The 12,130-nt window shown below is 57.7% G+C and carries 12 protein-coding genes and 1 other annotated feature; of the genes, 3 read left to right on the top strand and 9 right to left on the bottom strand.

Features of this window, described 5'->3' with window-relative positions:
- Window positions 1–149: 149 nt before the first annotated feature.
- A complete protein-coding gene (gene ybaL / locus HV355_RS19960; RefSeq protein WP_010428204.1) occupies window positions 150–1,826 on the top strand; it encodes a YbaL family putative K(+) efflux transporter in 1,677 nt (558 codons plus the stop codon).
- A 184-nt stretch (window positions 1,827–2,010) separates the two neighbouring features.
- Here the strand turns inward: ybaL and HV355_RS19955 are convergent, their stop codons facing one another.
- The 9 genes from HV355_RS19955 to HV355_RS19915 form a co-directional block, all read right to left on the bottom strand.
- Window positions 2,011–3,315 carry an inosine/guanosine kinase gene (locus HV355_RS19955; RefSeq protein WP_108415736.1) on the bottom strand — a complete coding sequence of 435 codons (1,305 nt, stop codon included), beginning with the start codon at window positions 3,313–3,315 and terminating at the stop codon, window positions 2,011–2,013.
- 62 nt (window positions 3,316–3,377) lie between these two features.
- Window positions 3,378–4,340 carry a ferrochelatase gene (gene hemH, locus HV355_RS19950; protein ID WP_010428201.1) on the bottom strand — a complete coding sequence of 321 codons (963 nt, stop codon included), beginning with the start codon at window positions 4,338–4,340 and terminating at the stop codon, window positions 3,378–3,380.
- Between the two features lie 125 nt (window positions 4,341–4,465).
- Window positions 4,466–5,110 carry an adenylate kinase gene (gene adk, locus HV355_RS19945; RefSeq protein WP_010428200.1) on the bottom strand — a complete coding sequence of 215 codons (645 nt, stop codon included), beginning with the start codon at window positions 5,108–5,110 and terminating at the stop codon, window positions 4,466–4,468.
- 194 nt (window positions 5,111–5,304) lie between these two features.
- A complete protein-coding gene (htpG, locus tag HV355_RS19940; RefSeq protein WP_010428198.1) occupies window positions 5,305–7,179 on the bottom strand; it encodes a molecular chaperone HtpG in 1,875 nt (624 codons plus the stop codon).
- A gap of 110 nt (window positions 7,180–7,289) precedes the next feature.
- Window positions 7,290–7,895 (bottom strand): recombination mediator RecR, encoded by a 606-nt coding sequence (recR, locus tag HV355_RS19935; protein ID WP_008499298.1) that lies wholly within the window; start codon window positions 7,893–7,895, stop codon window positions 7,290–7,292.
- The gene (locus HV355_RS19930) at window positions 7,895–8,227 is read right to left on the bottom strand and encodes a YbaB/EbfC family nucleoid-associated protein (RefSeq protein WP_010428194.1); all 333 of its coding nucleotides are present in this window, start codon (window positions 8,225–8,227) and stop codon (window positions 7,895–7,897) included. The genes recR and HV355_RS19930 overlap by 1 nt, the downstream gene beginning before the upstream one ends.
- Before the next feature lie 53 nt (window positions 8,228–8,280).
- Window positions 8,281–10,206: a DNA polymerase III subunit gamma/tau gene (gene dnaX / locus HV355_RS19925; RefSeq protein WP_182403141.1), complete on the bottom strand. Its 1,926-nt coding sequence runs from the start codon at window positions 10,204–10,206 to the stop codon at window positions 8,281–8,283.
- Window positions 8,887–8,951: a sequence feature (DnaX frameshifting element), on the bottom strand. It overlaps the preceding gene by 65 nt.
- Window positions 10,207–10,294: 88 nt before the next feature.
- Window positions 10,295–10,846, bottom strand: coding sequence for an adenine phosphoribosyltransferase (gene apt, locus HV355_RS19920; RefSeq protein ID WP_010428187.1), 552 nt, complete (start codon window positions 10,844–10,846; stop codon window positions 10,295–10,297).
- A gap of 151 nt (window positions 10,847–10,997) precedes the next feature.
- Window positions 10,998–11,375 carry a DUF454 family protein gene (locus tag HV355_RS19915; protein WP_010428184.1) on the bottom strand — a complete coding sequence of 126 codons (378 nt, stop codon included), beginning with the start codon at window positions 11,373–11,375 and terminating at the stop codon, window positions 10,998–11,000.
- A 50-nt stretch (window positions 11,376–11,425) separates the two neighbouring features.
- Here HV355_RS19915 and priC point away from each other — a divergent pair, with 50 nt between their 5' ends.
- Window positions 11,426–11,953 (top strand): primosomal replication protein N'', encoded by a 528-nt coding sequence (priC, locus tag HV355_RS19910; RefSeq protein ID WP_182403139.1) that lies wholly within the window; start codon window positions 11,426–11,428, stop codon window positions 11,951–11,953.
- A gap of 14 nt (window positions 11,954–11,967) precedes the next feature.
- A complete protein-coding gene (rsmS, locus tag HV355_RS19905; protein WP_014830906.1) occupies window positions 11,968–12,126 on the top strand; it encodes a pleiotropic regulatory protein RsmS in 159 nt (52 codons plus the stop codon).
- The last annotated feature ends 4 nt before the right edge of the window (window positions 12,127–12,130 follow it).

Below are 12,130 nucleotides of genomic sequence, written 5' to 3'. Positions count from 1 at the left end.
TCCAAAAGGGCTTTTTTTCACGCTTATTGCTCTTTTATTCAAACTTCAACAATTATTCATAAACATAAGGGTAAAAATTGTCATAAACTATTACCTGGTCTTTTGGTATTTATGCCAAAAATGGAACACTCACCACGAAAGGAGACGGAATGCACCACGCCACACCGCTTATCACCACCATTGTTGGTGGACTTGTGCTCGCTTTTATCCTTGGCATGATTGCCAATAAACTGCGTATTTCTCCTCTTGTCGGCTATCTGTTAGCGGGTGTACTGGCGGGTCCTTTTACGCCGGGTTTCGTGGCGGATACCAAACTGGCTCCAGAACTGGCGGAATTAGGCGTGATTCTGCTGATGTTTGGCGTCGGTCTGCATTTTTCACTGAAGGACCTGATGGCGGTAAAGTCTATCGCCATACCGGGAGCGATCGCCCAGATAGGGGTGGCGACGCTGCTGGGAATGGCGCTTTCAGCGGTACTGGGCTGGTCGCTGATGACCGGCATCGTGTTTGGGCTGTGTCTTTCAACCGCCAGTACCGTGGTGCTGCTGCGCGCGCTTGAAGAGAGACAGCTGATAGACAGCCAGCGCGGGCAAATCGCAATAGGCTGGCTGATCGTTGAAGATCTGGTGATGGTGTTAACGCTGGTGCTGCTGCCCGCCGTCGCCGGGATGATGGAAAAAGACAACGTCGGCTTCGCCTCGCTGGCGTTGGATATGAGTATCACCATCGGTAAGGTTGTGGCCTTTATCGCCATCATGATGCTGGTGGGCCGCCGTCTGGTACCGTGGATCATGTCCCGCACTGCGGCGACAGGTTCCCGCGAGCTGTTCACTCTTTCGGTACTCGCTCTGGCGCTGGGTATCGCCTTTGGTGCCGTTGAGCTGTTCGACGTCTCGTTTGCGCTGGGCGCGTTCTTCGCCGGGATGGTGCTGAACGAATCTGAATTAAGCCACCGCGCGGCGCACGACACGCTGCCGCTGCGTGATGCTTTCGCCGTGCTGTTCTTCGTCTCCGTCGGGATGCTTTTTGATCCGCTGGTTCTGATCCAGCAGCCGCTGGCAGTGCTGGGCACGCTGGCGATCATTATCTTTGGTAAGTCCGTTGCCGCCTTCTTCCTGGTGCGGATGTTTGGCCACTCGCCGCGTACGGCGCTGACCATTGCCGCCAGCCTGGCGCAGATTGGTGAGTTCGCGTTTATTCTGGCCGGTCTCGGCATGGCGCTTAATCTCCTCCCGCAGGCCGGTCAGAATCTGGTGCTGGCGGGGGCGATCCTCTCCATCATGCTGAACCCGGTGCTGTTTGCCCTGCTGGAAAAATACCTCGATAAAACGGAAACCCTGGAAGAGCAGACGCTGGAAGAGGCTATCGAAGAAGAGAAGCAGATCCCGGTGGATATCTGCAATCACGCGCTGCTGGTTGGCTTTGGCCGCGTGGGCAGCCTGCTCGGTGAGAAGCTGATGGCGCAGGGCATTCCGCTGGTGGTGATTGAAACCTCACGCACACGCGTTGACGAACTGCGCGAACGCGGCATTCGCGCGGTGCTGGGCAATGCGGCAAACGAAGAGATCATGAATCTGGCGCATCTGGACTGCGCCCGCTGGCTGCTGCTGACCATTCCGAACGGCTACGAGGCAGGTGAGATTGTCGCGTCCGCGCGCGCGAAGTGTCCAACCATCGAGATTATTGCCCGCGCACATTATGACGATGAGGTGGAATACATCACCGAGCGCGGCGCGAATAAGGTCGTCATGGGCGAGCGTGAGATTGCGAACACGATGCTGACGCTGCTGGAGAAAGCGCCAGTTGAAGAGGCTGTTACGGGGTAAGTTTGGTGCGGTCTGGCCCCCTCTCCCTGGCCCTCTCCCACAGGGAGAGGGAACAAACACTAAAAACGGCAACCTGGTTGCCGTTTTGCTTTTACCTTGTGCGGCCTGATGCCCTCACCCTGGCCCTCTCCCACAGGGAGAGGGAATAAACACTAAAAACGGCAACCTGGTTGCCGTTTTGCTTTTACCTGTCCCAATACGCCTCTTCGAGACTATCTTCCCGTTCCGGCAGGCCACGCGTTAAGCGCGGGGAGTGCTGATTCAGCACCTGATAGCTCACGCGGTTCGCGTATTTACACACCTGCGCCAGCGACGAATAGGTCAGCCAGCTGAACTTGTGCTTGCTGGAGTTCGGCACGTTGGTTTTGTGGTAAGCGTTAGCCGTGATGTCGTGCAGCAGCGCGGCCAGCGCGCCATCGCCCGCGCCGTTGGTGTTCATGATCTTCTCTGGCCCGCCCATGTACGGCGCGATGTGGGAGTAGATACGCAGCGGGTTGGTGCAGTCTTTATGGCGCATACCGCGGCTGAATTCGAACTGGTTGAATTCGGCAATTGCGCCAGGCAGCAGCGGATGCTGGGTTTTGCGTTTGCTCTCTTCTTCCGTGAAGCCCGCCATGTACAGCCCGACAGGTCCGGCGGTGCAGAGCACCAAATCTACCCAGTCCAGCGCTTTGTCAGACGCCAGCAGCGGATCGCTTTCGCCGGTCAGCGCTTCGGCCTCTTCTTCGTTCATCGCCAGAATCGAAACGTGTTCCTTCAGGAAGGCCTGCCACCACTCCGGGTTGTCGGCGATAACGAATTTGGTCCCCAGCGTCAGGACAACCGGGACATCGTACTTCTTCGCGTACTCAATCGCCTTCATGGTCGCGTCCGGCATCGGCTCGCCCGGCTTGCAGCGCACCAGATACGACGTGAGCACCAGCGCAGAGGCCCCCGCAATGACCTCTTCAGGGATACTCTCTGCGCGCAGCTTGTTCATGTGGCCAGGGCTGATGGCAAAGGTACGCTCGCCGGACTCACCAATGAGGGTAAAGCAGCGGCCAATCGGGCCGTCAACGCCCTGCAGGTAGTTCAGGTCGGTACGGCTGGAGGTGTTGCACAGGTAACGATAGGCGTAGCCGCCGATTTCGATATTGCTACACATCACGCCGAGCAGCACCGAACGGTCATCAGCCAGCACGGAGTAGTTGTGCATGGTGTTGCCAATGGTGCCACCGGCAAACTGATGGGCGATCAGATTTTCACGCACCAGCTCCTGATACAACGCTTCGGCAACATCGTCCTCGATCACCAGCGAATGCCCGGCGCTCAGACCGTAACGCGCAACAAACGCATCATCCACTTTGGCTTCAATATCCACCAGCGTCTGATCGATACCCACCACCCATGCGGCGCTGGTTTCATTTTCAGGCTGGATTTGCTGCAGGAGCGGATCGCGAGCGTTAACGGGGAAGTAGTGTTTTGATTTACGTTTACCGGGAAATTTCATGGTCTGAACTGTGCAAGGAATAGAAGCCGGGAATGGTAGCACAAACCCGGCCTCAAGCGCGATCAGCGGCTATTCGTCACCAGCGAGACCATCATGTCGATATGCTCAGGGGAGTCGTTAAGTGCCGGAATGTACTCGTACTTCACACCGCCAGCTTCGAGGAAAAATTCCCGGTTTTGCACCGCAATCTCCTCCAGCGTTTCCAGACAGTCGGCCGAGAAGCCCGGCGACATCACCTGAATGTGCTTCACGCCCTTCTCGCCCAGCATTTTGAGGGTTTCATCGGTGTACGGCGTCAGCCACGGCTCGCGGCCGAAGCGCGACTGGAAGGTCATCATCACTTTCTCCGGCGGCAGGCCAAGGGCGGAGACCAGCTCGCGGGTGGTATCGCGGCAGCGCTGCGGGTAATCATCCCCTTCATTGGCGAAACGCTGCGGAATGCCGTGATAGGAAAGCAGCAGCAGATCCGGCTCGCCGTGCTTTTCAAACGACGCGCGCGCGCTGCTGGCCAGCGCCTTGATGTACAGATCGTTATCCGCGTAGTCACGAATAAAGGTCACCGCAGGAATGCGGCGACGCGTCTTCAGAATGCGCGCCAGCTCGTCCCAGACGGCAGCTACCGTCGAACACGAATACTGTGGATAGAGCGCCAGAACGACGATATGGTCAACGCCCTGCGCTAGCAGGTTTTCCACTGCGCTTTCCAGCGAAGGTGTTCCATAGCTCATGCCGAGCGCGACGGGCATATCCGGCAGGCGGGCGGCCAGCGCTTTCTCCTGACGGCGGCTGTACACCATCAGCGGCGAGCCCTCTTCCATCCACACGGACTGATAAAGCTTTGCCACGCGCGGAGAACGAATCGGCAGAATGACGCCACGCAGCAGGGGCCACCACAGCAATCTTGGGGTATCCACGACGCGCGTGTCGCTTAAAAACTGTCGCAGATAGCGTTTTACCGCTGCTGGAGTGGGTGCTTCTGGGGTGCCCAGATTGGCAAGCAGGATGCCGGTTTTCGCCTGACTCATTCACGCCTCTTAACCATTTGATAGGTTGTCAATTGTAGCGGAAATGCGTTTAAACGAAACCCATTGCTGTAATAGGTAAGATGAGAATTTTTCTCACCCGGAGAACCCGGGTGAGAGACGTGCAATTAGCCGAGGATTTTTTCCAGCTCTGCACGTACGTCAGCCACGGCTTTGGTACCGTCGACTTTGGCGTATTGGGTGTTACCCGCCTGCGCTTCTTTGGTGTAGTAGCCGATCAGCGGTGCAGTCATCTGATGGTATTCCACCAGGCGTTTACGCACAGTCTCTTCCTGATCGTCTTTACGGGTGGTCAGCTCTTCGCCGGTCACGTCGTCTTTGCCTTCAACCTTAGGTGGGTTGAATTTGATGTGGTAAACGCGGCCAGAAGCAGCGTGTACGCGACGGCCAACGATACGGTCAACGATCAGCTCGTCCGGTACGTCGAACTCCAGAACGTAGTCCACGTTGATGCCCGCTTCTTTCATGGCGTCAGCCTGAGGAATGGTGCGTGGGAAGCCGTCCAGCAGGAAACCGTTACGGCAGTCTTCCTGAGCAATGCGCTCTTTGACCAGAGCAATAACCAGCTCGTCGGTCACCAGCTTGCCTGCGTCCATGATGTCTTTCGCTTGTTTACCCAGCTCGGAGCCAGATTTAACAGCGGCGCGCAGCATGTCACCGGTGGAGATTTGCGGAATACCGTATTTCTCCATGATGAACTGAGCCTGAGTTCCTTTACCCGCGCCCGGAGCGCCAAGCAGAATAATACGCATTGCGAAAATCCCCTCAAAAGTCGTTTCAATTTTTCAAAAGCGCTAAACAATACCACCAGAACGGGCGTGGCTCAAGGAAGGCGGGAAGGCTGAAACGGTTAATGGGGGGAGATAATTTTGCATCGTGCGGTCTGGTGCCCTCACCCCGGCCTTCTCCCACGGGAGAGGGAGAAGACCAGGGGAGGCGTGGTCAGTTACGCCAGCAGCAGCGCATTCACACGTTTAATGAACAGGTTAGGATCTTCCAGCGTGCCGCGCTCGGCCAGCAGGGACTGATCCAGCAGCAGTTCAACCCACTCGGCAAAGCGGGCGTCGTCCTGGGTGTCTGCCGCACGTTTCACCAGCGGGTGATCCGGATTAAGCTCAAAGATATATTTCACTTCCGGCATCGCCTGGCCCGCCGCAGCGAACAGCTTCGCCATCTGGGTGCCCATTTCGTCGGCATCGGTGGTGACAATCGCCGGAGTATCGGTCAGACGGTGCGTGAAGCGCACCTCTTTCACGCGATCGCCCAGCAGTGTTTTCACGCGCTCGACGAACGGCTCCAGCGCCTTCTCGGCTTCTTTCGCGCTTTCGTCCACTTCATCCGCCAGCTTGTCGATGGACTCGTCGGCTTTGGCCACGGACTGGAAGGATTTACCGTCGAACTCGGTCAGGTAGTTCATCATCCACTCGTCGATGCGGTCAGAAAGCAGCAGCACTTCGATGCCTTTCTTGCGCAGCAGCTCCAGGTGCGGGCTGCTCTTCGCCGCCGCGTAGCTGTCGGCGGTGATGTAGTAGATCTTCTCCTGCCCTTCTTTCATGCGGGAGACGTACTCTTCCAGCGACACGGTCTGTGCGGAGGAGTCGGTATGCGTAGAGGCGAAGCGCAGCAGTTTGGCGATCGTTTCGACGTTCGCGGTGTCTTCCGCCGGGCCTTCTTTCAGCACCAGACCGAACTGTTTCCAGAAGGTCTGATATTTTTCCGCATCGTCTTTCGCCAGTTTTTCCAGCATCTGCAGCGTACGTTTGGTCAGCGCGTTGCGAAGGTTGCGGGTGACGGTGCTGTCCTGCAGAATTTCACGGGAGACGTTCAGCGGCAGATCGTTAGAGTCGATCAGCCCGCGCGTAAAGCGCAGGTAGTTCGGCATGAACTGCTCGGCGTCGTCCATGATGAACACGCGCTGCACGTAGAGCTTCAGGCCGTGCTTGTGATCGCGGTTCCACATGTCCCACGGCGCCTGCGCCGGAATGTACAGCAGGCTGGTGTACTCCTGCTTACCTTCCACGCGGTTGTGGCTCCAGGTCAGCGGATCGGTAAAGTCGTGGGCAATGTGCTTGTAGAACTCGTTGTACTCGTCGTCTTTAATTTCAGACTTGTTGCGCGTCCACAGCGCCTGCGCCTTGTTGATCTTCTCCCAGGAGACAACGGTTTCACCGTCCTGCTCTTCCTGTTTCTCAATCTCAACCGGCAGCGCGATGTGGTCGGAATATTTGCTGATGATGGAGCGCACGCGCCAGTCGTTCAGGAAATCGTCTTCGCCTTCACGCAGGTGGAGGGTGATTTCGGTGCCGCGATCCGCTTTGGTGATGTCATCAACGGTGTATTCGCCTTCCCCTTTGGATTCCCAGAACACACCATTTTCTGCGCTTTCGCCTGCCGCGCGGGTGCGCACGGTGACTTTGTCGGCAACGATAAACGCCGAGTAGAAGCCCACGCCGAACTGGCCGATCAGCTGGCTGTCTTTCGCCTGGTCAGAGCCCATGGACTCGAGGAAGGCTTTGGTACCGGATTTGGCAATGGTGCCGAGGTGGTCGATCACCTCGTCGCGGTTCATCCCGATGCCGTTATCGGCAATGGTCAGGGTGCGGTTCTCTTTATTGAACGAGACGCGCACGCGCAGCTCGCCGTCGCCTTCGTACAGGTCCGGGTTAGACAGCGCGCGGAAGCGCAGCTTGTCCGCCGCATCGGATGCGTTGGAAATCAGCTCACGCAGGAAAATTTCTTTGTTGGAATACAGGGAATGGATCATCAGGTGCAGAAGCTGTTTTACTTCTGACTGGAAACCACGGGTTTCTTGTCCTTTCATCTAAGTCGACCTCAACAATGCCATTTAATGGGGTTGTAAAACGTTGAGTGAGAGATGGGGATAAGGGAGGAAAATTTCAAGCGGAGGCCACGCGCGCAGCCTCCGTTTGGTCAGAAAATAATCTTGTGACGCCCGGCCAGAGAGTGCGACAGCGTGGTGCCGTCGACCATTTCCAGCTCGCCGCCCACCGGCACGCCGTGGGCGATGCGGCTGGCGTCAACGCCGTACTGCGAGCACAGTTCGGCGATGTAGTTAGCAGTTGCCTCCCCTTCCACCGTCGGGTTGGTGGCGAGGATCACCTCTTTAATGGTTTCGGACTCAAGACGCTGTTCAAGGCGGTCGAGACCGATATCATCCGGGCCAATACCGTCCAGCGGGGAGAGATGCCCCATCAGCACGAAGTAGCGACCAGAAAACTGCCCGGTTTGTTCGATGGCGTAGATGTCCGCCGGACTCTCCACCACGCAAATCTGGCCGTTTTCCTGGCGACGCGGGTTCGTACAGATGTTACACACGTCCTGCTCGGTAAAGGTGCGGCAATCCGCACAGTGACCAATTTCTGACATGGCGCGGGTCAGAGCCTGCGCCAGGCGCATCCCGCCGCTGCGGTCGCGCTGCAAAAGCGTGAACGCCATGCGCTGCGCCGACTTCGGGCCAACGCCCGGCAGGCAGCGCAGTGCTTCCATTAACTGCGTGAGCAGCGGACTGGTTTGCATCAGAATGGCATCTTGAAGCCCGGCGGCAGTTGCATACCGCTGGAAACAGAGGCCATTTTCTCTTTCTGGGTTTCGTCGATACGGCGCGCGGCATCGTTAAACGCGGCGGCAACCAGATCTTCCAGCATATCTTTGTCGTCTTCGAGCAGGCTTGGGTCGATTTCCACGCGGCGGCAGTTGTGCGCACCGTTGATGGTCACTTTTACCAGACCGGCACCGGATTCACCCGTGACTTCCAGCTGAGCGATCTCTTCCTGCATCTTCTGCATTTTTTCCTGCATCTGCTGAGCCTGCTTCATCAGGCCACCCAGACCGCCTTTTCCACCGAACATAGGCTTCTCTCTCTTTCACGTTTAAGGATTACAACCGTAAGTCAGACTCACGATCAAATGGGGCGAATACTCTCTTCATCCAGATCGGCGTCGAAGAACCGGCGCAGGGTCTGAATGTTGTTATCCGCGATAATTGACTCGCGCGCCTGCGCGAGCTTCTCTTCATAAATGGCCTGGCGCCACTCCAGCGGCGTTCGCACTGCGGGATTATCATCTTCAATGATAGTCAATTCAACCGGCGCACCCTGCAATGCGGTGAGCGCCTCCGCCAGCGCCTTTTGCGCACCAGGGGAATTCAGATGTCGCTGGCCCGGACGCAGATGCAGACGCACCTGGTTGCCCTCTTGCTCTTTCCAGGCATTGAGCGCGACCTGCTCTACCAGCTTCGGCAGCTGCAGTTTGCTGACCTCAGCGGCCCAGGCGTCCCGCTCGATTGACTCTTCGGCGAGCTTCGCGGCAAGCTCCGGGGTTTTCTCATGCTCCAGCGCTTTCTTCAGCGCTTTTGGCGTGGCGACCTCTTCCTTCACCGTTTCGGTGAGGGTGGTTGCCTTCCAGCGGTAAGCCTCTTCTTTCGCCGGGGCTTTCTGCTCGAGCGCGGACGGTGCCGGACGCGACTGTACGCGCTCCGTTACCGAGGCCAGTCGTTCAAGCGCGGCGTTGTTCACCGGCCGCGCTCTTGCTGGCGCTGCCGGTTCACTCTTTTTTGGTTTGGTTACTCCCTGCGCACGCTGCAACTGGCTGCGTGCGGCAAGTACCGAACTGGTGGCATCCGACAGCGGCACGTTTTGCGGCGGCGGTGTCGGCTGAGGCGGCACCTGCTGCGGCGACATCACCGCGGTCGGGGCGACCGGCGCGAAGGACTGTCGCGGCACTTCCGGCTCGGGCAGCGGCATGCGCGGGTGGAACGCCAGCGCGCGCAGCAGCGTCATTTCAACGCCCATCCGGCGGTCCGGCGCAAACGGCAGCTCTTTGCGGCCAATTAGCAGCGTCTGGTAGTAAAGCTGCACGTCGGCAGGCGGCACGGTGCGGGCAAGTTCACGCATCCGCTGCTCAATGGCGGCCATATCCGCGCCGATTGCCGATGGAGAAAGCTGCAGCATCGCCACGCGGTGCAGCAAGCTGAGCATTTCAACCAGCAGCCCCTCCCACTCCACGCCTCGGGCGGCAGCCGCGTTTACCAGCGACATCACGCGTTCGCCGTTGGCGGCAATCATCGCTTCGATAAGCGAGAGCGCTTGATCGTCATCCAGCGTACCGAGCATGGTGCTGACCGCGTCGGTCGAGAGCTTGCCGTCACCGCTGGCAATCGCCTGATCGGTCAGGCTTAACGCATCACGCAGGCTACCGTCCGCCGCGCGAGCCAGCAGTTGCAGGGCGCGCGGTTCGTGGACAATTTTCTCTTCATCGAGAATGTGCTCAAGCTGCGCGCGGATCTGCTCAACGTCCAGCGCCTTCAGGTGGAACTGCAGGCAGCGCGACAGAATGGTAACCGGCAGCTTTTGCGGATCGGTGGTCGCCAGCAGGAACTTCACGTGTGCAGGCGGCTCTTCCAGCGTTTTCAGCAGGGCGTTGAAGCTGTGACGCGACAGCATGTGCACTTCATCGATCAGATAGACCTTGAAGCGGCCACGCGCCGGGGCGTACTGCACGTTATCGAGCAGATCGCGAGTGTCTTCCACTTTTGTGCGCGAGGCGGCGTCGATCTCAATCAGATCGACAAAACGCCCCTGCTCGATTTCTCTGCAGTTATCGCACACGCCGCACGGGGTGGCGGTAATCCCGGTTTCGCAGTTGAGGCCTTTCGCCAGCAGACGGGCAATAGAGGTCTTACCGACGCCGCGGGTGCCGGAAAAAAGATAGGCGTGATGGATGCGACCTAGCGACAAGCCGTTCGCCAGGGCCGTCAGCACATGTTCCTGACCGACAACGTCAGCAAAGGTTTGTGGTCGCCATTTACGGGCTAACACCTGATAACTCATGGGCAGGCTCTGCAACGCTGGAAGGTGAATTTATGGAGGGGAATGCTATCACAACCTCACTCATTGAGCGAGGTTGTGAGGAACGGGATTAATGACCCGGGAATGGCACCAGGCTGTAGCTGGTAATACCCTGTTTTTCCAGGCGCTGTTCGCCACCCAGATCGAACAGGTTGATGATGAATGCCGCGTCGGTCACTTCCCCACCCAGGCGGCGGATCAGCTTCACGGTCGCTTCGATGGTGCCGCCGGTTGCCAGCAGATCGTCCACCACCAGCACTTTGTCGCCTGGCTTGATGGCATCCACGTGGATTTCCAGCTGATCGGTGCCGTACTCCAGCTCGTAGCTCTCGGCAATGGTTTCACGCGGCAGCTTGCGCGGCTTACGCACCGGCACAAAACCCACGCCCATTGCCAGCGCAACCGGTGCGCCAAACAGGAAGCCACGGGCTTCGGTACCTACTACTTTGGTGATCCCTGCGTTTTTATAACGCTCCACCAGCAGTTCAATGCTGAGCGCGTACGCTTTCGGGTCTTCCAGCAAGCTGGTGACATCACGGAAAAGAATGCCAGGCTTTGGATAGTCCTGGATGCTTTTGATGCTGTTTTTCAGAAATTCAAGCTGCTGTGCAGTTGCGGTCATCGGTTTGTGCCTAAGTGAAACAGTGTTACTCACGGCGCGCAACGAGTCGGTAAAGGTAACAATTGCTTAACCTTTAACCAGGCGCACCTGTGCTCGAAAACGGTCGAATTTACTGGCTGTACGCAATAATTGCAACAGCCATGATGAGGCTTCAGTGCTTTTGTTGCTTTTCATCAACCACGGGGATCCGCCACATAAAGATAAGCAGACAGGTCAGGATCGCCAGCAGCAGAATGCGCACCCACATCATTTTCACCAGCCATAATGAAATGGCGAAGGTGATGAGGATCACCGCGATCGCGCGCGGCTTCGCGCCGGGCGGCATAGCCCGGTGTTTTTGCCAGTACCGCAGGTAGCCGCCAAACCATGAGCGGTAGAGCAGCCAGTGGTGAAAGCGCGGCGATGAACGGGCGAAGCACCAGGCCGCCAGCAGAATAAACGGCGTGGTCGGTAACAGGGGTAAAACAACGCCCAGCGTGCCCAGCACTACCGCGAGCCAGCCAATGATGATTAAAATAGTACGCTGCATAATGCGAATCGTTATCAAACTGAACGGCTACTTTACCACTGGAGAGCGTTTTGAAAACAGCCTTGCTTCTTGAGACGCTACAAAATCAACTGATCGCCTTGCGCGCGCAGGCCACGCCGCTGATGGGACACGCCACGCTGAAGCCGCGCTTTGACCGACAGCTTTTTCGTACCCGCAGCACGTTAATTCAGGATTATCTTGCGGAGGCGCAAACGAATCTTGATGAGTTACGCCATGCGGTGGAGAACGGACAGCAGGAACAGGTGGCCTGGCTGGCGGAGCATCTCACCGAGCAGATAACTGCTTTGCATCGCGAAATCGCCGCCTGGCCGTTGCGCGCCTGGGACAGCGCCTCGCCGGGGCTCGGTAAATGGCAGCGCAAGCGACTGGAGAACCAGGAGTTTGAACGCCGCCTGTTTGAGATGAAGCGCGAACGCGAAGCCCGACTGAACAACAGCGAAACGCTGGAAGAGCAGCAGCTATTGATGCGCGAGATAAGCGCCCTCGAAGGCCGTATTGCCCGCTGCCGACAGGCGCTGGATGAGATCGAGCGCGTCATTGAACGTTTGACCCGTTAACAGGAGCCACAAAGATGTCACTGGAAAATGCACCCGACGAGGTCAAGCTGGCCGTCGATTTGATTATGCTGCTGGAGAATCATGAGATCCCGGCGGAGACGGTGCTGAAAGCGCTGGAGATTGTGCGGCGGGATTTTGAAGGGAAATTACCCTCACCCCAGCCCTCTCCCTGAGGGA

The organism is Enterobacter sp. RHBSTW-01064 (assembly GCF_014103035.1).
In the GTDB taxonomy this organism is placed as follows: domain Bacteria; phylum Pseudomonadota; class Gammaproteobacteria; order Enterobacterales; family Enterobacteriaceae; genus Enterobacter; species Enterobacter mori.
The sequence above is the reverse complement of the archived record's forward strand: the minus strand, read 5'-3'. Positions and strand labels throughout refer to the sequence as shown.